We start from the raw sequence: 23,603 nt of genomic DNA on the forward strand, positions 1-23,603 counted from the left end.
TGTATTTGAAAAAAGGATTACTTAGAAAGCAACATTCCATCTTGGCAATTTACCATTTTCATCTAAGAAATTTTGCAAAACCTGTCCTTCAACAGTAGTTGGAATTCCTTTTACTTCAGCAGTAAAAGTTTCATACCAAACCACTTCAAGTGCGGTAATCTCTTCTAATTTCATTTGTGCAGGCCAGGAATATTTTCTTCCTGTTTTAGCAAACTGTTGTCCGTTTACGATTTTATCGTATAAACCACCGTTTTTACTTTTTAAAGTTCCATCGTTCTGAACAGTTCCTGTAGAACCTACCATGATTAATTCTTTTGCATCACCTTCAACAGCATAGACAACAAAAATTCCCGCACCCGCTTCCGGAGCATTACAAGTTTGTTCTAAACTATCTTCAACCGTAAAAGTAAAACTATTGCTTACTTTAAATTTTTCTAATTCTTTGTACATATTTCTTTTGTTTTATCACTAAGGTTCTATCCCGATAGCTATCGGGACTGAGGAACTAAGTTTCTAAGTGTTTATTTAAATTTTTTAAACAACATAAACGAAGAAAAAGCTCCATCTTATTTATTCAACAAGACGGAGCTTTTGGAATTTGTTATTTAAAACACTGGAAATTAACCCAATACTTCTTTTACTTTTTTACCAATTTCAGCTGGTGAATCAACAACGTGAATTCCGTTGTCTCTCATAATTTGTTTTTTAGCAGCAGCTGTATCATCAGAACCACCAACAATAGCACCTGCGTGACCCATTGTTCTACCAGCAGGAGCAGTTTCTCCGGCGATAAAACCAACAACTGGTTTACGGTTACCATCAGCTCTTACCCATTTAGCAGCATCAGCTTCTAATTGACCTCCGATTTCACCAATCATGATGATAATTTCAGTCTCAGGATCGTTCATTAATAATTCAACAGCTTCTTTAGTTGTAGTTCCAATAATTGGATCTCCACCAATACCGATAGCTGTAGTAATTCCTAAACCTTGTTTTACAACCTGGTCAGCAGCTTCGTAAGTTAAAGTTCCTGATTTGGAAACGATACCAACTGTTCCTTTTTTGAAAACGAAACCTGGCATAATACCAACTTTAGCTTCTCCCGGAGTTATTACACCAGGGCAGTTTGGTCCGATTAATCTGGAATTTCTTTCTTTTACATAATTATTTGCTTTAATCATATCTGCTACAGGAATTCCTTCTGTAATAGCAATAATTACTTTAATTCCGGCATCAGCAGCTTCCATAATTGCATCAGCAGCAAAAGCAGGCGGAACAAAAATGATAGAAGTATCAGCTCCGGCCTGATCTACAGCATCTTTTACTGTATTAAAAACCGGACGGTCTAAATGGGTTGTTCCCCCTTTTCCAGGTGTAACACCACCAACAACATTAGTACCGTACTCAATCATTTGAGAAGCGTGGAAAGTTCCTTCGCTACCTGTAAATCCTTGAACAATTATTTTGGAATCTTTATTAACTAAAACACTCATGATATATATTTTATGTAGTTTTTAAAATTGTGATGCAAAAATAAGGTTTTGTAATGTATTTTAACCTTTTTGTCATCAAAAAAATCAAGAAAATTGACTCATTTGATAACCGCGATATAATTTATCGTCTTTAATCTGCCAAATGGTAGAGAAATGAGCTAACAACATTTCTTCTCTCGGATTTTCAATGGTCTTAACGTAGTGAGAATACCGTATGGATACTAAATCATCTTCGGCAATAATATGACTGATTCTGACTTTTGAACGCACATAGGCACGACTTAATTCATTAGCCATAGCCAACATGGAGTCGTTGTCGAGCATAATTAACCCCTTCGTACTATTCCATTCCAGTATAACTTCAGGATGTAAATAGGCTTTCATGATTTCGCTGTCAATCAAGGCATCCGACTTATAAAACTTTTGAACAAATTCTTTTATAGACATATCACTTCAATTTATTTAGAATTTCAGGAATCTTTTTGATATTGGCCAGTTGTTTTAATTTTTCTCTTGATTCTTCGATTGGGGTTCCAAAATAAGATTTTCCTCCTTCAACCGATTTTGTAACTCCTGTTTGTCCCATAATAACAGCCTTCGCTCCTATCGTAATACCGCTTGTTGTACCCACTTGTCCCCAAATCGTTACTTCATCTTCAATCACAACACAGCCGGCAATACCCGTTTGTGAAGCAATTAAACATTTTTTTCCGATAACAGTATCATGTCCAACATGTACCTGATTGTCCAGTTTTGTTCCTTCTCCGACAGTGGTATCTCCGGTAACGCCTTTGTCAATAGTACAAAGTGCACCAATGCCAACATTATCTTCAATTACAACCCTTCCTCCTGATATCAGCTGATCGAAACCACCGGGACGTTTTTTATAATAAAAAGCATCAGCTCCTAAAATAGTTCCGGCGTGAATAATTACATTATCACCAATCACAGTATGGTCATAAATGGAAACGTTGGAATGAATCAAACAGTTTTTTCCAATTTGTACATGATTACCAATAAAACTATTCGGCTGAATAACAGTTCCTTCACCAATAACTGCAGAAGCGGAAACGGCTACATTAGCAAATTGAAAAGGCTTAAAATGTTTCGTCAGGGTATTAAAATCTCTGAAAGGATCATCAGAAATTAAAAGAGCTTTACCTTCCGGGCAATCTACTTTCTTATTGATTAAGACGATAGTCGCAGCCGATTGTAAAGCTTTGTCATAATACTTGGGATGGTCAACAAAAACAATATCTCCCGCTTCAACAACATGTATTTCGTTCATGCCGGAAACTGGAAAGTTTTGGTCGCCTATAAATTCGCATTCAAGCAAATTTGCAATTTCTTGTAAAGAATGAATCTTTGGAAATTTCATATTTTATAATTAGAAAATTTGTCAATTAGAAAATGTGTCAATTAGAAATGTGTCAATTAGAAAATAAATGTACTCAATTTCTGCTTAAGCATCAATTTTCTAATTGACTCATTGACAAATTATCCAATTAAAAAACTACTCTTTTACACGCTCCATGTAATTCCCTGAAGCAGTATCGATTTTAATTTTATCACCTTCGTTAATGAACAACGGAACGTTTACATTTGCACCAGTTTCTACTGTAGCAGATTTAGTAGCATTTGTAGCTGTATTTCCTTTAACTCCCGGTTCAGCATATGTAACTTCAAGAATTACAGAAGATGGCATATCTACTGATAAAGGCAAATCAGTTTCAGTATTTACCTGAACCATTACACTTGTCCCTTCTTTCAATAAACCCGGAGCATCCAGAATATTTTTATTCAAAGAAATTTGCTCGAAAGATTCTGTATTCATAAAATGAAACTCGTCTCCTTCAGCATATAAAAATTGATAATTGTGCGTTTCTACACGTACATCTTCTATTTTATGTCCAGCAGAAAATGTAATATCTAATACTCTTCCTGTAGTTAAACTTCTTAATTTTGTTCTTACGAAAGCAGGACCTTTTCCAGGTTTTACGTGAAGAAATTCGACGATTTTATAAATGTCGTGATTGAATTTAATACACAATCCGTTTCTAATATCTGATGTAGATGCCATTGTAGTTTTGTTTTATTTAATATTTTGTTGAATCATTTAACCGTTAATTTGTTTTCGACTAAAAGATTAAACAATAAACGATTAAACTATAAATTTAATAGTTTCCTGAATAACCTTTCATGATTCCTCTTGATGAATTTCTGATAAAATCCAGAATTTCATCTCTCTCAGGAGTAGCTTCCATTTCAGCTTCAATAATGCTTAAAGCTTGTGTTGTATTGTAATTCTTTTGGTATAAAATTCTGTAAATTTCCTGAATTTCCCTTATTTTGTCCGTGCTGAAACCTCTTCTTCGTAAACCTACAGAATTGATTCCTACATACGATAACGGCTCTTTTGCTGCTTTTGTATAAGGCGGAACGTCTTTCCTAACCAAAGAACCACCGGAAATCATAGCATGATCCCCAATATGAATAAATTGGTGAATAGCAGCCAAACCTCCAATTACAGCATGATTACCTACTACTACGTGACCTGCCAGTGCAACTCCGTTTACAATAATAGCATTGTTTCCAATTTCGCAATCGTGCGCAATATGCGCATACGCCATCACCAGACAATTGTTCCCTAAAATAGTTTGTCCCGAGGCAACTGTACCTCTGTTTATAGTTACACATTCTCTAATCGTACAATTATCCCCAATAATAGCCAAAGAATCTTCTCCACCGAATTTTAAATCTTGCGGGACTGCAGAAATTACAGCCCCCGGAAAAATATTGCAATTTTTACCAATACGAGCGCCTTCCATGATGGTTACATTTGAACCAATCCAGGTACCATCACCAATAATAACATTATTGTGAATTGTTGTAAAAGGCTCTATTACAACATTTTTAGCGATTTTAGCGCCAGGATGAACATAAGCTAATGGTTGATTCATCTGTATGTTTTATATTTTTAATTAAAATAGTCTGATTTGGGCAACAAACGTAAACAATAAAATTGATTTATATTATTGTTTTCTTGCAATTTGAGCCATTAATTCTGCCTCTGTTACTAATTTTCCGTTTGCATATGCATTTGCCTGCATGTGACAAATTCCTCTTCTTATTGGAGAAATCAATTCACATTTGAAAATTAAAGTATCACCGGGCAATACTTTATGTTTAAACTTAACATTATCTATTTTCATGAAATAAGTTAAATAATTTTCAGGATCCGGAACAGTGCTTAATACTAAAATCCCTCCTGTCTGAGCCATTGCTTCAACAATTAAAACTCCCGGCATAACCGGTGCTTCAGGAAAATGCCCTACGAAGAAATTTTCATTCATAGTTACATTTTTCATTCCCACCACATGACTTTCAGACATTTCAATAATTCTGTCAATCAATAAAAAGGGAGGTCTGTGTGGCAAAACGGCCATAATTTTATGAATATCCATCAGGGGTTCCTGATTTAAGTCATAAACCGGTACGTGATTTCTTTGCTCAATTTTAATAATCTTTGCCATTTTTTTGGCAAACTGAGTATTTACATAATGACCCGGTTTGTTTGCAATGATTTTACCCTGAATTCTTACTCCAATTAATGATAAATCACCAACAACATCAAGCAATTTATGTCTTGCTGCTTCGTTTGGATAATGCAACGTAAGATTGTCCAGAACACCATTTGGTTTTACTGAAATTTTATCTTTACCAAAAGCTTTCTTTAAATTTTCCATTGTAGCATCAGATATTTCTTTATCTACATATACAATAGCGTTATTTAAATCACCGCCTTTTATTAATCCGTTTTCTAATAAAGACTCTAATTCATGCAAAAAACTAAAAGTTCTTGAATTCGCAATTTCGTCTTTAAAATCAGCTATACTTTTCATCGTTGCATTTTGGGTTCCTAAAACCTTGGTCCCAAAATCAACCATTGCAGTAACCTGATAATCATCACTTGGCATTACAAGAATCTCGCTTCCGGTAGTTTCATCAGTAAACGAAATAACTTCTTTTACCACGTAAACATTACGTTTACCATCTTGTTCTTCGATTCCTGCTTTTTCAATAGCCTCAACAAAATATTTTGAAGAACCATCCATGATAGGTAGTTCTGAAGCATTTAATTCTATAATAACATTATCCAGGTCACAGCCTACTAAAGCAGCTAAAACGTGTTCCGGAGTCTGAATTTTTACACCTAATTTTTCTAGATTGGTACCTCTTTGTGTATTAACAACATAATTAGCATCAGCCTCAATGACTGGTTGGCCTTGCAAATCTATTCGCACAAAAGTGAAACCGTTATTAATTGGAGCTGGTTTAAAAGTCATTGTAACTTCTTTTCCAGTGTGTAATCCAACGCCTGTTAGTGAAATTTCATTTTTGATGGTCTTCTGTTTAACCATTATTTCCATTTTTTGGGTTTATTATTTGTTTTTTTAATTCTTCCAGTTCGGCTACGATTTTAGGTAAGTTTTTAAAATGAACATACGATTTATTAAAATCAGTATACCCAAGTGATGGTGTTCCTTGCAAAATCTCATCATCTTTAATGTTTCTTGCTACCCCGGACTGAGCCTGCAACCTCACATTATTACCTATAACCAAGTGGCCTGCAATACCAACCTGCCCGCCAATCATACAGTTTTCGCCAATTTTTGTAGAACCGGCAACTCCCGATTGGGCTGCAATTACCGTATTTTTACCTATTTCTACATTATGGGCAATCTGAATCTGATTGTCTAATTTTACTCCTTGTCTAATAATCGTAGAACCAAGAGTTGCTCTGTCTATTGTAGTGTTAGCTCCAATATCTACATTATCTTCTATAATAACGTTACCAATCTGTGGCACTTTACTATAAATTCCCTCTTCATTTGGCACAAAACCAAAACCATCTGCGCCTATTATAGCACCGGAATGAATCGTACAATTGTTGCCAATTATGGTCTCTGAATATATTTTGGCGCCTGCAAAAATATATACATTATCCCCAATAACAACATTATCTCCGATAAAACTGTTGGGGTAAATTTTTACATTATCACCTAAAACCACATTTTGACCCACATAACTAAAACTTCCTAAATATAAATTTTCTCCATATTTAGCTCCTTCAGATATAAAAGACTGTGCTTCTATTCCGTTTTTATTCAATTTTACCTGATTGTAAAACTCCAAAAGTTTAGAAAAAGAGGCATACGCATCGTCTACTTTTATTAAAGTAGTAGTAATCTCTGCCTCTGGTATAAAGCTATCGTTAACAATAGTTACTGATGCTTTTGTAGTATATATGTAGTTGATATATTTGGGGTTAGCCAAAAATGTAAGCGATCCTTCTTCACCTTCTTCGATCTTAGATAAGCGAGAAACTTCTGCATTGGGATTCCCAACAACTTCTCCTTCTAAAATCCCTGCTATTTGTTCTGCTGTAAATTTCATTGCGACAAAAATATAAAAAATAGATTTTAAATGTTAATTTTAGATAAGTTGTTTTGGAAAACAGATGTAATATTTTGTCACCAGTTTAGATAATGATTTCAAATTCAGCTGATCAGAAGCTTCAACAACATCTTCAATTGTTTTATCTTTTTTCAAAATTCGTATCGGCTCCGCTTCTTTGCTGTAAGCCTGATTTTTTATTTTTCCTCTAAAAATAAAATAACCCGCTTCTAACAATGTAATGTGATGTTCTTCTGCAAATTCTTCTTTTAAGGACTGGGATTCTTCCATCGGGATTTTTTCAGCACTAAGTTTAATCTTAAGTAAATCCCTGTTAATGATCATTTTACTTAAGGTAGAAAGTATAAAATCATCTTGCGTTTGCCAGGCTTTCAATGCGCTGATAATATCAAAATCGTCCAGTTGTGAAAACAAATCCAATTTTTCAGCATCAAAATCTTCCAGCGTAATTTTGTTTTTCATAAAATACAAAAGAGGTTCACTGCAGGGCAGATTCACCCCTTTTAGCGTCAGTTCTTTGGCTCTCTTTAAAACTTTCATCAGAATTAATTCAGCTACAAGACTTGTTTTATGCAAATAGGCCTGCCAATACATTAATCTTCTTGACAAGAGGAATTTCTCTACAGAATAAATCCCTTTCTCTTCAATCACCAGGACTCCATCCACGACATTCATCATCTGAATCAATCGCTCGGAATTGACATTTCCTTCTGCAACTCCGGTGTAAAAACTATCTCGTTTCAAATAATCCATTCGATCCATATCTAACTGACTTGAAATCAATTGCAACATGAATTTCCGGTGATAATCTCCTTTAAAAACCTGAATGGCCAAACTTAGTTTTCCCTCAAATTCATCATTCAGCTGATTCATAAACAACAATGAAATAGCTTCATGATTCACATCTTCTACAATACTTTTTTCCATTGCATGCGAAAATGGCCCATGACCAATATCGTGCAGCAAAATGGCAATATATAAAGCATTCTCTTCTTCTAATGAAATGGCAACTCCTTTAAAACGAAGTGTTTCTATCGCCTTTTGCATTAAATGCATGCAGCCTAAGGCATGATGAAAACGGGTATGATTCGCCCCCGGATATACCAAATAAGACAGTCCCATCTGAGAAATACGGCGCAAACGCTGAAAATACGGATGCTGAATTAAATCGTAAATAAGCTCGTTTGGGATGGAAATAAACCCGTAAATAGGGTCGTTGAATATTTTTAACTTATTAATCTGAGTCACTATTTGGTTCTTTTTTAGGTCAACAAATATAAGTAAATAACTATAAAGAGTTTTCGGTTTTTGATTTAAAATGACGCTCTTACATAAGAACAGCTTCTCCAACAACAATTGAGCAAAAGGTATTTGAAAAAAAACATAATTTGTTATTCTTAATTTTATACTATTTTTAATACTTTTTAAGTTCTATACCTTTAAATTGCATTAAAATTAATTTTGTTTATGGATAAGATAAAAATACTTTGGGTCGATGACGAGATCGATCTTTTGAAACCACATATATTATTTCTTGAAAAGAAAAACTACGCTGTCACCACTTGTAATAATGGTTTAGACGCCATTGCATTGTTTGAGGAAGATAATTTTGACATTGTTTTTTTAGATGAAAATATGCCCGGAATGAGCGGTCTGGAAACACTTTCTGAAATGAAAGAAAAAAAATCAGCCACTCCGATGATTATGATTACCAAAAGTGAAGAAGAATACATCATGGAAGAAGCGATTGGTTCTAAAATCGCCGATTACCTGATAAAACCGGTAAATCCGAATCAGATTTTATTGAGCCTGAAAAAAAATCTGGACCATTCCAGATTAATATCCGAAAAAACAACCCTGGATTACCAGAAAGAATTCCGAAAAATCTCAATGGAATTAGCCATGGTTAACTCCTTTGAAGATTGGGTTGAATTGTACAAGAAATTGATTTTCTGGGAATTAGAACTCGAAAACATCAATGATCAGGGAATGATTGAAATTCTGGAATCTCAAAAGGTAGAAGCCAATTCCCAATTTGGAAAATATATCGAACGCAATTACGAAGACTGGTTTGCGCCAAAAGCAGACAAACCGATTCAGTCACATACTTTATTCAAGGAATTGGTGGTTCCTGAAATCAAAAAGAAAGACAAACCTATTTTGTTCGTTGTCATTGATAATTTGCGCTACGACCAATGGAAATCTTTTGAAACTGTTGTAGCCAACTACTATAAATTAGAAAAAGAAGTCCCGTATTTTTCTATTCTTCCAACTGCTACACAATATGCCAGAAATGCTATTTTCTCCGGTTTATTGCCAACAGAAATGGAAAAACAATTTCCGCAGTACTGGAAAAATGACGTGGAAGACGGAGGAAAAAACCTCTATGAAGCCGAATTTTTAAGCGCACAATTAAAACGTCTAGGTCTGAATATTAAGGAAGATTATTTTAAAATCACCAATTACGCAGGCGGAAAAAAACTGGCCGAGAACTTCAAAGCGCTAAAAGGCAATGATCTGGTAACAGTGGTCTATAATTTCGTCGATATGTTATCGCACGCTAAAACCGAAATGGACGTCGTAAAAGAACTGGCCTCTGATGATAAGGCATATCGCTCCCTGACCCTAAGCTGGTTTAAAAACTCTCCTTTACTTGAAATTATACAGCAAGCACAACTTTTGGGTTTCAAACTGATCCTGACTACAGACCATGGAACTATAAATGTAAAAAATCCATCAAAAGTTGTCGGAGATAAAAATACAAGTTTAAATTTGCGCTATAAAACAGGTCGTAGCCTAACCTATGAACAAAAAGATGTTTATGTCGTAAAAGAACCAAAGGATATTGGTTTACCGGCCATAAACATGAGCAGTTCATTTATATTCGCTAAAAATGATTTCTTTTTAGCCTACGTAAACAACTATAACCATTATGTGAGTTATTATCGAAATACATACCAGCACGGTGGAATTTCATTAGAAGAAATGATTATTCCGTTTTTGGTATTCAACCCTAAGTAGGAAAGTTTTCAGTCTCAGTTTACAGTGCCAGTCACCGTTTTCAGTTTCAGTTGACAATAAAAAAGTTGCCACGAATTTCACGAATTTTCACTAATTTATAAGTTTGTTTAAAAAGAGATTCGTGCTAATTTGTGGAATTCGTGGCAAAAAAAGTTTTTCAGTCGCAGTTTACAGTGTTAAAAAAGTTGCCACGAATTCCACAAATTAGCACGAATCTCTTTTTAAACAAACTTATAAATTAGTGAAAATTTGTGGCGAAAAAAGCTTTCAGGTACGATTTTCAGTCTCAGTTCAATAACTGAAAACTGAGACTGACAATAAAATTATTCAAAAATAAAATTAATAAATGGATATCGTTTTTTCACTAGATCAGATTAAAGAAGTAGCAGCGCAAATTTTAGAGCAGAATCCAAAGAAAATTATTCTTTTCAACGGAGAAATGGGCGTTGGAAAAACTACTTTAATCAAACAATTATGCAAAACTCTGGGGGTTGAAGACGCCACAAGCAGTCCGACTTTTTCTTTGGTTAATGAATACTATACCTCTGACAACCAAATTGTTTATCATTTTGATTTTTACCGTTTGAATAAAGAAACAGAAGCACTTGATATGGGTGTCGATGATTATTTGTATTCCGGTAATTGGTGTTTTATTGAGTGGTCAGAAAAAATAGGAAGTCTTATTCCCGATGAACATTCTGTTATAACAATTGAGTTATTGGCTGATGGAAAAAGGGAATTGAATTTAGCTTAATTATTGCACAGAGAGGCACTAAAATGGTACGGAGAAAAACAAAAAAACGTCTAAAAATTTTGTGAATCTTTCCGAAATCTCAGCGAATCTTTGTGAATGACCTGATTACAATAAAATTATTAAAAATGAATCCGCAGCATAAAGTAGAAATAATTCCTTATTCAGCTGATCTAAAAGAGGCTGTCAAAATCCTGAATACAGAATGGCTGAAAAAGTATTTCAGAGTGGAGGAAAAAGATGAATTAGTCCTTTCGAATCCACAGGAATATATTATTGATAAAGGCGGATTTATTTTCTATGCCAGATATAACAATGAAATCCTTGGAACTTATTCGTTGCTTAAAACAGATGACACAACATTCGAACTCGGAAAAATGGCGGTTTCGGATAAAGCGCAGGGACTTGGAATTGGCAACAAAATGCTGGTACACTGCATGACTGTAGCTGAGGAAAATAACATTAAAAAACTGTTTTTATATTCGAACAGGATATTGCTTCCGGCGATTCATCTGTATGAAAAATTTGGTTTTAAGGAGATTCCTTTGGAAGAAGGGATTTATGAAAGAGCTGATATTAAAATGGAAAAAATAATGCCCTAATTATTAATGTTTTATTAGCAGAATATTTCTACTAATTTTAAAACTTTTTACGTAATTTGTACCCTTAATATTTTTGAATAATACATGTCAATTACCTTAACTCCATTTACGAAACAACAATTGTTGCCACAAGAAGAAAAACTTGAAGTTGGCCGATTTAAAAGAGAGCTTTTTATAGGAATTCCTAAAGAAACAAGTTATCAGGAACGTCGTATATGCCTGACTCCGGACGCTGTGAACTCATTAACTTATGAAGGCCATCGCGTTATGATTGAATCCGGAGCCGGAGAAAGTTCAAGTTATACTGATAAAGAATATTCAGATGCCGGTGCAGAAGTAACAAAAGACACCAAAAAAGTATTTGGCTGTCCAATGCTTCTTAAAGTAGAACCACCGACTTTAGCTGAAATCGAAATGATTAATCCTGAAACGATTATCATTTCAGCCATTCAGTTAAAAACAAAGAAGAAAACATACTTTGAAGCTTTATCACAAAAAAAGATAACCGCACTCGCTTTTGAATATATTAAAGATGAAGACGGATCTTATCCCGCTGTAAAATCACTAAGCGAAATTGCAGGAACTGCTTCCATACTTATTGCAGCAGAATTAATGATCACGGATGAATTTGGGAAAGGCCTTTTATTTGGAAACATCACAGGCGTCCCTCCTACTGAAGTTGTTATTCTAGGCGCCGGAACTGTAGGGGAATTTGCCGCTAAAACGGCCATTGGTCTGGGTGCAAACGTAAAAGTTTTTGATAATTCAATTACTAAATTGCGTCGCCTGCAGAATAATTTAAATCAAAGAATTTTCACTTCTACCGTTCAGCAAAAAGCATTACTGAAAGCGTTAAGACGCTGCGATGTGGCTATCGGAGCCATGCGCGGAAAAGAACGTTGTCCTATTATAGTCACAGAAACTATGGTAGAGCACATGAAAAAAGGTGCCGTAATTGTTGATGTAAGCATCGATACCGGAGGCTGTTTTGAAACTTCTGAAGTTACAACGCATGAAAAACCAACCTTCATCAAAAGCAATGTTTTGCACTATTGCGTACCCAATATCCCTTCCAGATATTCCAAAACCGCCTCACTTTCAATAAGTAACATTTTAACCCCTTACCTGCTCCAAATAGCAGAAGAAGGTGGCTTGGAAAGTTCGATCAGATGCAATAAAGGCCTGAAAAACGGAGTGTATCTCTATCATGGAATCCTGACCAATAAAGCTATTGGAGAATGGTTTGATTTACCGGATAACGATATCAATTTACTTGTGTTTTAAAGGAACTTTAATGTACCTTTGCAAAAAAAATATTTCATGAAGTTCGTACATCGTTTTGCTTATTATTTGATTGGTCTTATTATGGGATGCTTTTTTGTAGCCCTTGTTTTTAGTGGAAAAGACACCAGATGCAATTACTTTCCAAATGCCCGTGTTTTAAATAATCTGCGTACAAAACCTTTTGAATATTCTCCAAAAGCAATTCAGACATTAAATGAAAAATGGGTTGATACTGCCGATATCCGAAAAACGTTAACTTACGGAGATGTTGATTTTGATCAAAGCAATGTGCCTTTCAAAAAAGGAAAACTTTATATCATTGAAGGTAAAACAATAAAAGAACAGGAAATTATCCTAAAAGTAATCAATTACGAAAACAAAGCTGTTTTAGACGAGATTGTTAAAAAACCTGTCGAAAAATAGTTCCTAAAGTCTAATACTAATCGAGGTTTGTCATTTCGAGGAACGAGAAATCACATCCACAGAGCAACGAACCGTTAATCCGTTATGTGATTTCTCGTTCCTCGAAATGACAAGATTCTGAGAAATATTTTAAACCAATCTGATATGTGACTAAAATCACTTCTATGGTTTAAGATTACCATTCAATTTCTTTAATCCCTTTTGATTTCAGGAAAGTATTAGTCTGACTAAAATGTTTGTTTCCAAACCAAAATCCTCTGTTCGCGCTTAAAGGAGAAGGATGTCCCGATTTTAAAATATGATGTTTTGCAGCATCAATTAAGGCTGCTTTCTTCTGGGCAAAACCGCCCCAAAGTAAAAAAACAACATTTTCACTCTCAGCCGAAATTTGTTTAATAACGGCATCTGTAAATTTTTCCCAGCCTTTTCCCTGATGGCTTCCGGCTTCAGATTGTCGGACTGTTAAGGTAGCGTTTAAAAGAAAAACACCCTGATCTGCCCAACGTTCCAAATTACCTGTTTTTGGTAATGGTTTATTTAAATCTGTTTCGATTTCTTTAAAAATATTCTGGAGAGAGGGCGGAAATGAAATTCCGTTATTTACAGAAAAACACAATCCATTGGCCTGATTAGGTCCGTGATAGGGATCCTGTCCGATAATGACAACTTTTACCTGATCAAAATGACAATGGTCAAAAGCAGAAAAAATCTGACTCCCTTTTGGATAACAAACTTTGGTAGTGTATTCTGATTTTACGAAAGCAATTAATTCATTGAAATAAGGCTTTTCAAATTCCTCTTTCAAAACAGGCTTCCAGGAATCATGCATTTTAACGTCCATACTTTTTTATTGTAAATTTCGGGATTTTTTCATTGTAATCATATTTACGCGCCATAAAATTAGACCAAAACTTTACAGCATTCAATCATACTATTTTCGTACTTTTGCGTGACTTTCTTAAAGAGAATAAATGATCAGTATTACCGAAAAAACATTACAAGATTTACAATTTCCAACAGTGCTCGAAACCATTTCGGCAGGCTGTAACACAGATATTGGAAAAGAAAAAGCTTTACAAATAACTCCATTCAGAGACAAAGAAACTTTGATGCAGGCTTTACTGCAGACATCAGAATATGTTTCGTCTTTCCAGAATAATAACGCAATTCCAAATCATGGTTTTGATGCTATAACTCACGAAATCAAATTTTTAGCCATAGAAGACAGCTTTCTGGAAGTAGGCAGTTTCAGAAAAATAGCAACCCTTTCGTCAACATCAAATTTCTTGTTGAATTTCCTTAAAAAATTTGATGATTATTATCCAAACCTAAATGCAAGGGCTTCAAGAGTAGAATACACCAAAGATATTGTAACGCTAATTGATGCCATTGTAGACAAATATGGCGAAATAAAAGACAATGCCTCACCTGCCCTTTTGAGTATTCGTCAAAACATGAATATCGTTCGTGGTAAAGTAAACCAAAGTTTTGGAGTTGCCCTTACGCACAATAACAGTCTTGGTTATTTAGACGATATTAAAGAAAGTTTCGTTCAGAACCGCGGGGTTTTAGCGGTTTTAGCCATGTACCGCCGTAAAGTAAAAGGTTCTATTTTAGGAAGTTCCAAAACCGGAAGTATTGCCTATATCGAGCCGGAAGCAACCTTGCAGTATTCGCGTGAACTTAGCAATCTTGAATACGAAGAGAAAGAGGAAATTATGCGAATTTTAAAGCAACTATCAAATGCAATTCGTCCTTTTTTACCGTTATTGATTGAATATCAGGAGTTTTTAAGTGATATTGATGTTGTTGCCGGAAAAGCAAAATATGCCAACAGGATCAATGGAATTCTTCCGACTATTACAGAAGAAAGAAGATTATTCTTCAGGGAAGCGTATCATCCGATTTTGTATCTGAATAACAAACAAAAGAACGAAATCACCCACCCACAAACTATTGAATTAAAACAAGATAACCGAATAATTGTTATTTCAGGACCTAATGCAGGAGGAAAAACAATTTCGCTTAAAACAGTGGGTTTGCTGCAATTGATGTTGCAGTCCGGAATGCTGATTCCGGTACACGAACGCAGCGAAACTTTCCTGTTTGACAGAATCCTGACCGACATTGGTGATAATCAATCCATTGAAAATCATTTAAGTACCTATAGTTATCGATTGAAAAACATGAATTATTTCCTAAAAAAGTGTAATAAAAAAACCATGTTTCTGATTGATGAATTTGGTACAGGTTCTGATCCTGAATTGGGTGGTGCTTTGGCAGAGATTTTCCTGGAAGAATTCTATCATCGTGAAGCTTTCGGAATTATCACCACGCATTATTCTAATCTGAAGATTCTCGCCAACGAATTGCCTTTTGCCACAAACGCCAATATGATGTTTGATGAAAAGTCATTAGAACCTATGTACAAACTGGCTCTTGGTCAGGCCGGAAGTTCGTTTACATTTGAAGTTGCCTTAAAAAACGGCATTCCATTTGGATTGATTAATCGTGCGAAAAAGAAAATTGAAGTCGGTAAAGTCCGTTTTGATAAAACGATTGCAACTCTCCAGAAAGAACGTTCCAAACTCGAAAAAACTTCTATCAATTTGAAAGAAGAAGAAACCCGTGCACGTGAGGAAAGCAAAAAAATGGAAAACATCAATGTAAAAATCAAACAAAAACTGGAAAGCTATCAGGAATTATATGACAGCAATCAAAAGACCATTTACATTGGACAAAAAATAGAGGACATCTCGGAGAAATATTTCAATAACAAAAATAAAAAAGAACTGATTGGCGAATTTTTGAAAATTATTGAAATTGAAAATTCAAAACGTAAAAAAGCAACTCCGAAAGAAGCAAAAGCCATAATCGAAAAGAAAAAAGAAGTTATTGCCGAAATTACTGTACAAGTTGAAGAAATTCGAAAAGAGAAAAAAGAAAAAAAACTCAAACCTGTTATTGAAAAACCAAAACCAATTCTGAAAGTTGGTGACAGAGTAAGAATGCTGGATGGCAGGTCTGTTGGCAGCATCGATTCAATTGAAAAAAACAAAGCAACAGTAAATTACGGAATCTTTACTTCAAAAGTAAGTCTGGACGAATTAGAATTTGTTGAAGCGGGGAAGAAATAGTTTTCAGTTTTTAGTCGCAGTTTTCAGTGTTTAAAAATATGAAAATTAGGCAAAAATTAAAATGAAGCGATTTAAACAAAAATCTTTAAAAAGATAATTCCGAATATCGATAATTTTAAAAAAACGCTTAAAACTTATTTATGGAGCCTGTTTTTAATTGATAAATCTTATAAAACCATTTATTTTCATAGATAAAAAAAATAGTAAGAAATCAGCTTTTATCACAAGCTTATTATTTCATTTAAGAAATCACCAATATTGTCATTTCGACGAAGGAGAAATCTTCCTGAGAAGCTCGACAAAGATTGGGATTTTCGCAGCGGAGCTACTTGCGAAGATTTCTCCTTCGTCGAAATGACAAACTAGATGCAAGCTTTACCAAAATTTTAAAACTTTGACAAAGCTTAAAAACTCTAAATCTTAAACTTCAAATTTTCCAAATGAAAAACCTTCCAGAAAACAAAAAAATAATCCTCTTCGACGGAGTCTGCAATTTATGCAATGGCGCGGTTCAGTTTATCATCAAAAATGATAAAAAAGATACTTTTAGGTTTGTAGCACTGCAATCGGAATTGGGAATTGAAATTTGTAATCATATAGGTGTTGATCAAACTAAAGTTGACAGCATTATTTTATATCATCCGGGTGTTGCTTATTATTATAAATCTTCAGCTGTTCTTGAAATTAGTAAAGATTTAGGTGGAATTTATAGTTTAGCATCATTCTTTAAAATTTTTCCGGAAAAGTTTCGAAATTACATTTACGATTACATTGCTAAAAACCGTTACAAATGGTATGGCAAAAAAGAAAGCTGCATGATTCCTACTCCGGAATTGAAGGCAAAATTTCTTTAATTCCAAATTTTTTAAAAATTCCAATCTTTTAAATTCCAAATTCTAATTCTTCAGCGTAGTATTGTCATTTCGAGGAACGAGAAATCTTCGCGAGAAGCTCGACAAAGATTTTATTTTCGTTGCGGAGTTAGTTGCTAAGATTTCTCGTTCCTCGAAATGACAAAATGGCTTGGATCATAACTACTAGAAATAAAAAATCCCAAATTCAATTTTTTACAATTGGAATTTGGGATTTTTAAATTTGAAATTATTAGAAAATTATCTAATTAGTTTTTTGTATTTCAAACGTTTTGGAGTTAAATCACCACCTAAACGTTTCTTTTTATTTTCTTCATATTCAGAGAAACCACCTTCGAAATAATACACTTCAGAATCTCCTTCGAATGCCAGAATGTGTGTACAGATTCTGTCTAAAAACCATCTGTCGTGCGAAATAATTACGGCACAACCTGCAAAATTCTCTAAACCTTCTTCAAGTGCACGAAGTGTATTTACGTCTAAGTCGTTCGTAGGCTCATCCAGTAAAAGTACATTTCCTTCTTCTTTCAATGTCATAGCTAAGTGCAAACGGTTACGCTCTCCACCAGATAACATTGATACTTTTTTATTTTGCTCACCTCCACCAAAGTTGAAACGAGATAAATAAGCTCTTGAGTTTACTTGCTTTCCACCCATCATAACCAATTCCTGACCATCAGCAAAATTTTCCCATATCGATTTATTCGGATCGATATTAGAGTGAGACTGATCTACGTAAGCAATTTTAACTGTTTCTCCTACTGAAAATTCTCCGCTATCCGTTTTTTGCTCTCCCATGATCATTTTGAAAATAGTGGATTTACCAGCACCATTTGGTCCGATAATTCCAACAATTCCGGCTTGTGGCAAAGTGAAATTCAAATTATCATATAATAATTTATCTCCAAAAGCTTTGGCAACATTTTTTGCTTCGATAACATTCGTACCTAAACGTGGACCATTTGGAATGTAAATTTCCAGGTTTTCGTCCAATTGTTTTTGATCTTCGTTCAATAATTTATCATAGTTCTGCAAACGCGCTTTTTGTTTCGTCTGGCGGCCTTTCGCTCCCTGACGTACCCAGTCCAGCTCACGCTCTAAAGTTTTTCTGCGTTTAGAAGCTACTTTTTCTTCTTGTGCCATACGGCTTGATTTTTGGTCTAACCAGGAAGAATAATTTCCTTTCCACGGAATACCTTCTCCTCTATCCAGCTCTAAAATCCAACCAGCAACATTATCAAGGAAATATCTATCGTGCGTTACAGCAATTACAGTTCCTGCATATTGCGCTAAATGCTGCTCTAACCAAAGTACAGACTCAGCGTCTAAGTGGTTGGTAGGCTCATCAAGTAACAATACATCAGGCTGTTGTAACAACAAACGACATAAAGCAACACGACGACGCTCACCTCCCGAAAGATTCTTGATTGGCGTATCTCCTTCCGGCGTACGCAAAGCATCCATTGCGATTTCAAGCTTAGTATCGATTTCCCACGCACCAAGAGCATCAATTTTGTCTTGCAAAGCTGCCTGACGATCCATCAGCTTATCCATTTTATCCTGATCTTCGTAATTTTCCGGAAGACCAAATAAATCATTAATTTGATTGTATTCTTCTAAAACTGCCATTGTTTCTGCAGCTCCTTCACGAACAATTTCAATAACGGTTTTAGAATCATCAAGAATTGGTTCCTGTTCTAAATAACCAACTGTATAACCTGGTTGAAAAACAACATCACCCTGATAGTTTTTATCAACTCCTGCAATAATTTTTAATAAAGAAGATTTCCCAGAACCATTAAGACCTAAAATACCAATTTTAGCTCCGTAAAAGAAGCTTAAATAAATATTTTTAAGCACCGGTTTGTCTGCTCCCTGATAGGTTTTACTCAATTTTTGCATTGAGAAAATTACTTTCTTATCGTCTGACATATTATGTTTATTGTTTTTAGTTTATTGTTTTATATTGCAATTGATATTTGCAGTTGACATTGATTCCTATTAAACCCTACCTTTCAAAGCATTAAAAACCCAAGCATTAGCAAAAAATCCAACACCTACGGCTACAAATCCCCAGCCGGATACATCGCTGTATCGGAAAGCTCCAAGACCTATAAGTAATAATCCCATAAGTACCATTATAAAAGTTGCCCATCCTAAAACGGTATTTTTATTCATTCCCATAATTATTAGTTATTTTTTAATGTCATTTATTTTTTTCGAAAATGCAAATATCGTGAATTTTCACGGCTTAATTAAATATTTTGTAAAGCATTTCTTTTAACAAATCCGATTGAGATAAAGCATTAGCTCCAACCCCCTTACTTTTTACATCAATATCACGCAGCGCACCCACGATCTGACTCACTTTTCGCATCGGATAATTCTTTATGGCCAAATCATATTCCTTTAGAAAATAAGGATTTACGCCAATCGCTGCGGCCACATTCTTAGGGTTCTTATCTTTAAGTCCGTGGTATTTTAAAAGTTGAATAAAAAATCCAAAAACCAATCCCGTTGTCATGACCAGCGGATATTCTTTAGGATTATGGGCAAAATTTGCAGCAATTTTATAGGCCTTAATCTGATTTCGTTCGCCAATTGCTTTTCGAAGTTCAAAAACATTATAATCTTTACTGAAACCGATATTTTCTTCAATATGTTGTGGCGTAATTACAGTTCCCTGAGGCAAAATAATCTGTAGTTTTTCAAGTTCATTATTGATTTTACTCAAATCGGTACCCAAAAATTCCACTAACATAGCGTTTGCCTTCGGATCAATAGTATATTTTTTCCCGGCCAGTACACGTTTGATCCAGTCACCGACCTGATTTTCGTATAACTTTTTACTTTCGTAGACTACTCCTTTTTGAGCTAATAATTTAGTGACTTTTTTACGTTTATCGAGTGTTTTGTATTTATAACAAAAAACAAGTACGGTAGATTCCATCGGATTATCTACATACGATTCAATTTTATCAATCGTTTTGGATAGATCCTGTGCTTCTTTCACAATAACAACCTGACGATCAGACATCATAGGATAGCGCTTGGCCGTTGACACAATATCCTCGACAGAAACATCCCTTCCGTACAAAACAGTCTGATTAAACCCCTTTTCTTCCTCTGAAAGTACATTCTGCTCAATATATTCGGACAGTTTATCTATATAATAAGGTTCTTCCCCCATTAAAAAATAAATTGGTTTTATATTACCGGCCTTTATATCATTAACAATTTTTACAACTTCGTCCATTAAAATTTTGTTTCAGGTTTAAAGTTTCAGGTGCTTGCTTCAATAACTTGAAACTTTAAACCTGAAACTTGAAACCATTTTTATATTTTTGCTTTATGCTTAGATTAAATTTCCCTAGTTATACTTTCCGATTCAAAAATAGCGAAAATAAAGTGTCTATTTTTGATGAAATCAGGAAAAAATTTATCATTCTTACACCCGAAGAATGGGTCCGACAGCATGTTGTTCATTATTTAATGAATGAAAAAAAATACCCGAAGTCGCTCATCAACGTAGAGAAGGTTCTTACAGTCAACGGATTGAGAAAACGCTATGATGTTGTTGTTTTTAATTCGGATGGTTCTATACATATATTAGTAGAGTGCAAAGCTCCGGAAATTAAAATTTCGCAGGCAACTTTTGATCAGATTGCACGTTATAATATGACAATGAAGGCACGGTTTTTGAACGTCACCAACGGTCTGAATCATTTTTATTGTCAGATGGATTTTGAAAATGAAAAGTATGAGTTTTTACAATCCCTACCAGATTACAAGCAGATTTAACAAATTATAATAAAGTACTTTTGGATAAAATAGCAGTCGTCATTTTAAATTGGAACGGGGTGAAATTGTTAGAACAGTTTTTACCATCCGTCGTTCAATTTTCGGCAGGAGCCACTATATATGTTGCAGATAATGCGTCAACAGATGATTCTGTGAATTTCGTCAGAGAAAAATTCCCTACCATTAAAATTGTACAAAACAGCGGTAATCATGGCTTTGCAAAAGGCTATAATGATGCTTTACAACATATTGATGCAGAAATATATGCTCTGGTTAATTCTGACATTGAAGTAACCGAGAACTGGCTGAAACCTATTATTGCGACCTTTGAGATTGAAAATCAAACTGCTATTATACAGCCCAAAATTCTCGACTTTAAAAATAAGGAATACTTTGAATATGCCGGTGCAGCCGGTGGTTTCATCGATAAATACGGCTATCCTTATTGTCGCGGACGTATTTTTGAAACCATTGAAAAAGACAACGGTCAATATGATGATAATTGTGAATTATCCTGGGCTTCCGGAGCTTGTTTCTTTATAAGAAAACAAGTCTATCACGAATTAGGCGGTTTTGATGAATCCTTTTTTGCACATCAGGAGGAAATCGATTTGTGCTGGCGTGCTTTGAATGAAGGCTACATTATTAAATACAATTCGCAATCCACTGTTTATCATGTTGGAGGAGCAACTTTACAGCATGGAAATCCGAAAAAGACCTATTTAAATTTCAGGAATTCATTATTAATGCTGGTAAAAAACCTTCCTAAAAAAAGAATGTTTTTCGTGATTTTCGCCCGAATGATTCTGGATGGAATTGCCGCTATCCGTTTTCTTACACAGGGAAAATTTCAACATACTTTTGCAATTTTGAAAGCCCATTTTTCATTTTATTGCATATCCTTAAAATATATAAGGAAAAGAAAAGATTTTCAGATACAACAATACTATACAGTAAAAAGTATCGTTTACTTGTATTACGTAAAGAAATTGACGGTATTTAAAGAAATCTTTAACAGAATTCAAAATATTAAAAACTAAATTTGTAATCAACGTCTAATTAAATTAAAATTATGAGAAAAATAGTAATTGCACTATCAGTATTAATGGCTTTAACATCATGCGTTTCTAAAAAGGAATATGCAGCTTTGGAAGCTAAGAACAAAGAAATTCAGGACTTATTAAATTCTTGTACTGTAAAACTTAATTCATGTTTAGAAGAAAAAGCAGGATTGGCAGCTACGGCGGAAAGTTATAAACAACACAATCAGGACTTAATAAGCAGCTCTAAAGACTTAACCGTATTGACTACGAAAGGTGCTGAAAATCTTGAAAAATCTTTAGAAAGTTTAAAAGAAAAAGATTTAAAAATATCAAGATTACAAGACGCATTAACTAAAAAAGACAGTGTAACGTTGGCTTTAGTAACAAGCTTAAAAGGAGCAGTTGGAATTAATGATCCGGATATCGAAATCAACGTTGAAAAAGGAGTTGTTTTTATCTCTATTGCTGACAAATTATTATTTAAAAGCGGTAGTTATGATGTAAGCGATAAAGCAAAATCTGTTTTAGCTAAAGTGGCTAAAGTTGTAAACGACAAACCAGATTTCGAATGTATGGTTGAAGGTCACACAGATGATGTTCCTTACAAAAGCAATGGAGTATTGTTAGACAACTGGGATTTAAGTGTTAAACGTTCTACTTCAATCGTTCGTGTATTGACAAATGATTTAGGTGTTAACCCTGCGAAATTAATTGCTGCTGGTAGAAGTTCATATGTACCTTTAGTTGCAAATGATACTCCTGAAAATAAATCACGTAACAGAAGAACTCGTATCGTTGTTATGCCAAAAATCGATCAGTTCTATGATATGATTGAAAAAGAAATGAAAAAACAGGCAAAATAAAAAACGCCGTTTTCTTTATTATAAAAACAGAAAAAGCAGGTCTAATGACCTGCTTTTATGTATTCTTAACTTTTTTAATAACCAATTAAATATAAATCAAGAATAGCATTATTTTCAATTAACTAACTAAATTTTAACTGATATTAAAGTTACTTATTATTTTTTGATTATTATACAATTTAAGTTTTTTTTTACAAAATCCCAATATCTCCTTTTCCTTCTCTCACAATTACCGGTTCATGCTCTGATAAATCAATAATTGTTGAACCTACATTATCTCCGTAACCACCATCAATAACAAGGTCTACCAGGTTTTGCCATTTTTCAAAAATCAATTCCGGATCAGTTGTATATTCAATTACATCATCCTCATCCCGGATTGAAGTGGACACCACCGGATTCCCTAATTGCCTTACGATTTCTAAGATGATATTATTATCGGGAACACGGATACCAACAGTTGTTTTCTTTTTAAATTCTTTCGGTAAATTATTATTTCCAGGTAAAATAAAAGTATACGGTCCCGGCAATGCCCTTTTCAGGATTTTGAAAGTTGCAGTATCAATCTGTCTCACATAATCGGAGAGATTACTTAAATCATGGCAAATAAAAGAGAAGTTTGCTTTTTCTAATTTTACCCCTTTGATTTTTGCAATTTTTTCTAATGCACGTGAATTTGTAATATCACAACCCAGACCGTAAACAGTATCCGTTGGATAAATTACTAAACCTCCATTCTGAAGCACCTTTACAACTTTGGCAATTGCGGCTTCACTAGGTTTATCGGGATATATTTTTATAAATTCTGCCATTTCTTTTTGTTTAAAAGTTTAAT

The 23,603-nt window shown here is 34.4% G+C and carries 24 protein-coding genes; 10 read left to right on the top strand and 14 right to left on the bottom strand.

From position 1 onward, the window contains the following. Positions 1-21: 21 nt before the first annotated feature. The 9 genes from HAV12_RS12435 to HAV12_RS12475 all read right to left on the bottom strand — a co-directional run bounded on the left by HAV12_RS12435 (position 22) and on the right by HAV12_RS12475 (position 8,219). Positions 22-450 (bottom strand): hypothetical protein, encoded by a 429-nt coding sequence (locus HAV12_RS12435; protein ID WP_132036833.1) that lies wholly within the window; start codon positions 448-450, stop codon positions 22-24. Positions 451-620: 170 nt separating this feature from the next. Then, positions 621-1,493, bottom strand: a complete 873-nt coding sequence (sucD, locus tag HAV12_RS12440; RefSeq protein ID WP_132036834.1) for a succinate--CoA ligase subunit alpha — start codon at positions 1,491-1,493, stop codon at positions 621-623. A gap of 84 nt (positions 1,494-1,577) precedes the next feature. Continuing rightward, entirely contained in the window at positions 1,578-1,817 is a 240-nt protein-coding gene (locus HAV12_RS12445) for a hypothetical protein (RefSeq protein WP_238698731.1), read from the bottom strand. A gap of 124 nt (positions 1,818-1,941) precedes the next feature. Continuing rightward, the gene (locus HAV12_RS12450; RefSeq protein WP_171569942.1) at positions 1,942-2,871 is read right to left on the bottom strand and encodes a UDP-3-O-(3-hydroxymyristoyl)glucosamine N-acyltransferase; all 930 of its coding nucleotides are present in this window, start codon (positions 2,869-2,871) and stop codon (positions 1,942-1,944) included. Between the two features lie 135 nt (positions 2,872-3,006). Next, positions 3,007-3,573 (bottom strand): elongation factor P, encoded by a 567-nt coding sequence (gene efp / locus HAV12_RS12455; protein WP_171569943.1) that lies wholly within the window; start codon positions 3,571-3,573, stop codon positions 3,007-3,009. A 94-nt stretch (positions 3,574-3,667) separates the two neighbouring features. Next, positions 3,668-4,453, bottom strand: coding sequence for an acyl-ACP--UDP-N-acetylglucosamine O-acyltransferase (gene lpxA, locus HAV12_RS12460; protein ID WP_089050747.1), 786 nt, complete (start codon positions 4,451-4,453; stop codon positions 3,668-3,670). A 72-nt stretch (positions 4,454-4,525) separates the two neighbouring features. Further along, positions 4,526-5,914, bottom strand: a complete 1,389-nt coding sequence (locus HAV12_RS12465) for a bifunctional UDP-3-O-[3-hydroxymyristoyl] N-acetylglucosamine deacetylase/3-hydroxyacyl-ACP dehydratase (protein ID WP_132036839.1) — start codon at positions 5,912-5,914, stop codon at positions 4,526-4,528. Next, positions 5,907-6,950: a UDP-3-O-(3-hydroxymyristoyl)glucosamine N-acyltransferase gene (lpxD, locus tag HAV12_RS12470; protein ID WP_171569944.1), complete on the bottom strand. Its 1,044-nt coding sequence runs from the start codon at positions 6,948-6,950 to the stop codon at positions 5,907-5,909. Before lpxD ends, HAV12_RS12465 begins: the two co-directional genes overlap by 8 nt. Positions 6,951-6,989: 39 nt before the next feature. Continuing rightward, the gene (locus HAV12_RS12475) at positions 6,990-8,219 is read right to left on the bottom strand and encodes an HD domain-containing protein (protein WP_171569945.1); all 1,230 of its coding nucleotides are present in this window, start codon (positions 8,217-8,219) and stop codon (positions 6,990-6,992) included. Between the two features lie 219 nt (positions 8,220-8,438). On the opposite strand from HAV12_RS12475, the gene HAV12_RS12480 reads away from it, so the two are divergent. The 5 genes from HAV12_RS12480 to HAV12_RS12500 all read left to right on the top strand — a co-directional run bounded on the left by HAV12_RS12480 (position 8,439) and on the right by HAV12_RS12500 (position 13,052). Beyond that, positions 8,439-9,992: a bifunctional response regulator/alkaline phosphatase family protein gene (locus HAV12_RS12480; protein WP_132036842.1), complete on the top strand. Its 1,554-nt coding sequence runs from the start codon at positions 8,439-8,441 to the stop codon at positions 9,990-9,992. Between the two features lie 346 nt (positions 9,993-10,338). Further along, positions 10,339-10,746, top strand: a complete 408-nt coding sequence (tsaE, locus tag HAV12_RS12485; protein WP_171569946.1) for a tRNA (adenosine(37)-N6)-threonylcarbamoyltransferase complex ATPase subunit type 1 TsaE — start codon at positions 10,339-10,341, stop codon at positions 10,744-10,746. 125 nt (positions 10,747-10,871) lie between these two features. Further along, complete coding sequence (locus HAV12_RS12490; protein WP_171569947.1) at positions 10,872-11,345, top strand: GNAT family N-acetyltransferase; 474 nt, start codon at positions 10,872-10,874, stop codon at positions 11,343-11,345. 84 nt (positions 11,346-11,429) lie between these two features. Then, positions 11,430-12,629 carry an alanine dehydrogenase gene (locus tag HAV12_RS12495; RefSeq protein ID WP_132036845.1) on the top strand — a complete coding sequence of 400 codons (1,200 nt, stop codon included), beginning with the start codon at positions 11,430-11,432 and terminating at the stop codon, positions 12,627-12,629. 36 nt (positions 12,630-12,665) lie between these two features. Beyond that, positions 12,666-13,052, top strand: coding sequence for a DUF4258 domain-containing protein (locus HAV12_RS12500; RefSeq protein WP_171571680.1), 387 nt, complete (start codon positions 12,666-12,668; stop codon positions 13,050-13,052). A 175-nt stretch (positions 13,053-13,227) separates the two neighbouring features. On the opposite strand, the gene HAV12_RS12505 is transcribed toward HAV12_RS12500, so the two are convergent. Then, positions 13,228-13,893: a uracil-DNA glycosylase gene (locus tag HAV12_RS12505; RefSeq protein WP_171569948.1), complete on the bottom strand. Its 666-nt coding sequence runs from the start codon at positions 13,891-13,893 to the stop codon at positions 13,228-13,230. A gap of 130 nt (positions 13,894-14,023) precedes the next feature. On the opposite strand from HAV12_RS12505, the gene HAV12_RS12510 reads away from it, so the two are divergent. Then, positions 14,024-16,189 (top strand): DNA mismatch repair protein MutS, encoded by a 2,166-nt coding sequence (locus tag HAV12_RS12510; protein ID WP_171569949.1) that lies wholly within the window; start codon positions 14,024-14,026, stop codon positions 16,187-16,189. A gap of 440 nt (positions 16,190-16,629) precedes the next feature. Continuing rightward, positions 16,630-17,043: a thiol-disulfide oxidoreductase DCC family protein gene (locus tag HAV12_RS12515; RefSeq protein WP_171569950.1), complete on the top strand. Its 414-nt coding sequence runs from the start codon at positions 16,630-16,632 to the stop codon at positions 17,041-17,043. Between the two features lie 258 nt (positions 17,044-17,301). Here HAV12_RS12515 and ettA read toward each other — a convergent pair whose 3' ends face one another. The 3 genes from ettA to holA form a co-directional block, all read right to left on the bottom strand. After that, positions 17,302-18,993, bottom strand: a complete 1,692-nt coding sequence (ettA, locus tag HAV12_RS12520) for an energy-dependent translational throttle protein EttA (protein WP_171569951.1) — start codon at positions 18,991-18,993, stop codon at positions 17,302-17,304. Positions 18,994-19,062: 69 nt separating this feature from the next. Then, complete coding sequence (locus HAV12_RS12525) at positions 19,063-19,245, bottom strand: CAL67264 family membrane protein (protein WP_057122980.1); 183 nt, start codon at positions 19,243-19,245, stop codon at positions 19,063-19,065. A 67-nt stretch (positions 19,246-19,312) separates the two neighbouring features. Next, positions 19,313-20,317 carry a DNA polymerase III subunit delta gene (gene holA / locus HAV12_RS12530; RefSeq protein WP_171569952.1) on the bottom strand — a complete coding sequence of 335 codons (1,005 nt, stop codon included), beginning with the start codon at positions 20,315-20,317 and terminating at the stop codon, positions 19,313-19,315. Positions 20,318-20,412: 95 nt separating this feature from the next. Here holA and HAV12_RS12535 point away from each other — a divergent pair, with 95 nt between their 5' ends. From HAV12_RS12535 to HAV12_RS12545, 3 genes are read left to right on the top strand one after another with little or no spacing between them, the layout of a single operon-like run. Further along, positions 20,413-20,862, top strand: coding sequence for a type I restriction enzyme HsdR N-terminal domain-containing protein (locus tag HAV12_RS12535; RefSeq protein WP_132036851.1), 450 nt, complete (start codon positions 20,413-20,415; stop codon positions 20,860-20,862). A gap of 20 nt (positions 20,863-20,882) precedes the next feature. Next, entirely contained in the window at positions 20,883-21,902 is a 1,020-nt protein-coding gene (locus tag HAV12_RS12540; RefSeq protein ID WP_171569953.1) for a glycosyltransferase family 2 protein, read from the top strand. 32 nt (positions 21,903-21,934) lie between these two features. Next, positions 21,935-22,768: an OmpA family protein gene (locus tag HAV12_RS12545; protein ID WP_171569954.1), complete on the top strand. Its 834-nt coding sequence runs from the start codon at positions 21,935-21,937 to the stop codon at positions 22,766-22,768. 191 nt (positions 22,769-22,959) lie between these two features. Here the strand turns inward: HAV12_RS12545 and HAV12_RS12550 are convergent, their stop codons facing one another. Next, a complete protein-coding gene (locus tag HAV12_RS12550) occupies positions 22,960-23,580 on the bottom strand; it encodes an L-threonylcarbamoyladenylate synthase (protein WP_132036854.1) in 621 nt (206 codons plus the stop codon). Positions 23,581-23,603 lie beyond the last annotated feature (23 nt).

This window comes from Flavobacterium sp. CLA17 (assembly GCF_013112255.2).
GTDB classification, from domain to species: Bacteria; Bacteroidota; Bacteroidia; order Flavobacteriales; family Flavobacteriaceae; genus Flavobacterium; species Flavobacterium circumlabens.

What these genes read in the sequence shown, in the direction of transcription:
- HAV12_RS12435 (WP_132036833.1), bottom strand. Translation starts at nt 450, where the DNA reads ATGTACAAAGAATTAGAAAAATTTAAAGTAAGCAATAGTTTTACTTTT.
- sucD (WP_132036834.1), bottom strand. Translation starts at nt 1,493, where the DNA reads ATGAGTGTTTTAGTTAATAAAGATTCCAAAATAATTGTTCAAGGATTT.
- HAV12_RS12445 (WP_238698731.1), bottom strand. Translation starts at nt 1,817, where the DNA reads ATGCTCGACAACGACTCCATGTTGGCTATGGCTAATGAATTAAGTCGT.
- HAV12_RS12450 (WP_171569942.1), bottom strand. Translation starts at nt 2,871, where the DNA reads ATGAAATTTCCAAAGATTCATTCTTTACAAGAAATTGCAAATTTGCTT.
- efp (WP_171569943.1), bottom strand. Translation starts at nt 3,573, where the DNA reads ATGGCATCTACATCAGATATTAGAAACGGATTGTGTATTAAATTCAAT.
- lpxA (WP_089050747.1), bottom strand. Translation starts at nt 4,453, where the DNA reads ATGAATCAACCATTAGCTTATGTTCATCCTGGCGCTAAAATCGCTAAA.
- HAV12_RS12465 (WP_132036839.1), bottom strand. Translation starts at nt 5,914, where the DNA reads ATGGTTAAACAGAAGACCATCAAAAATGAAATTTCACTAACAGGCGTT.
- lpxD (WP_171569944.1), bottom strand. Translation starts at nt 6,950, where the DNA reads ATGAAATTTACAGCAGAACAAATAGCAGGGATTTTAGAAGGAGAAGTT.
- HAV12_RS12480 (WP_132036842.1), top strand. Translation starts at nt 8,439, where the DNA reads ATGGATAAGATAAAAATACTTTGGGTCGATGACGAGATCGATCTTTTG.
- tsaE (WP_171569946.1), top strand. Translation starts at nt 10,339, where the DNA reads ATGGATATCGTTTTTTCACTAGATCAGATTAAAGAAGTAGCAGCGCAA.
- HAV12_RS12490 (WP_171569947.1), top strand. Translation starts at nt 10,872, where the DNA reads ATGAATCCGCAGCATAAAGTAGAAATAATTCCTTATTCAGCTGATCTA.
- HAV12_RS12495 (WP_132036845.1), top strand. Translation starts at nt 11,430, where the DNA reads ATGTCAATTACCTTAACTCCATTTACGAAACAACAATTGTTGCCACAA.
- HAV12_RS12500 (WP_171571680.1), top strand. Translation starts at nt 12,666, where the DNA reads ATGAAGTTCGTACATCGTTTTGCTTATTATTTGATTGGTCTTATTATG.
- HAV12_RS12505 (WP_171569948.1), bottom strand. Translation starts at nt 13,893, where the DNA reads ATGGACGTTAAAATGCATGATTCCTGGAAGCCTGTTTTGAAAGAGGAA.
- HAV12_RS12510 (WP_171569949.1), top strand. Translation starts at nt 14,024, where the DNA reads ATGATCAGTATTACCGAAAAAACATTACAAGATTTACAATTTCCAACA.
- HAV12_RS12515 (WP_171569950.1), top strand. Translation starts at nt 16,630, where the DNA reads ATGAAAAACCTTCCAGAAAACAAAAAAATAATCCTCTTCGACGGAGTC.
- ettA (WP_171569951.1), bottom strand. Translation starts at nt 18,993, where the DNA reads ATGTCAGACGATAAGAAAGTAATTTTCTCAATGCAAAAATTGAGTAAA.
- HAV12_RS12525 (WP_057122980.1), bottom strand. Translation starts at nt 19,245, where the DNA reads ATGGGAATGAATAAAAATACCGTTTTAGGATGGGCAACTTTTATAATG.
- holA (WP_171569952.1), bottom strand. Translation starts at nt 20,317, where the DNA reads ATGGACGAAGTTGTAAAAATTGTTAATGATATAAAGGCCGGTAATATA.
- HAV12_RS12535 (WP_132036851.1), top strand. Translation starts at nt 20,413, where the DNA reads ATGCTTAGATTAAATTTCCCTAGTTATACTTTCCGATTCAAAAATAGC.
- HAV12_RS12545 (WP_171569954.1), top strand. Translation starts at nt 21,935, where the DNA reads ATGAGAAAAATAGTAATTGCACTATCAGTATTAATGGCTTTAACATCA.
- HAV12_RS12550 (WP_132036854.1), bottom strand. Translation starts at nt 23,580, where the DNA reads ATGGCAGAATTTATAAAAATATATCCCGATAAACCTAGTGAAGCCGCA.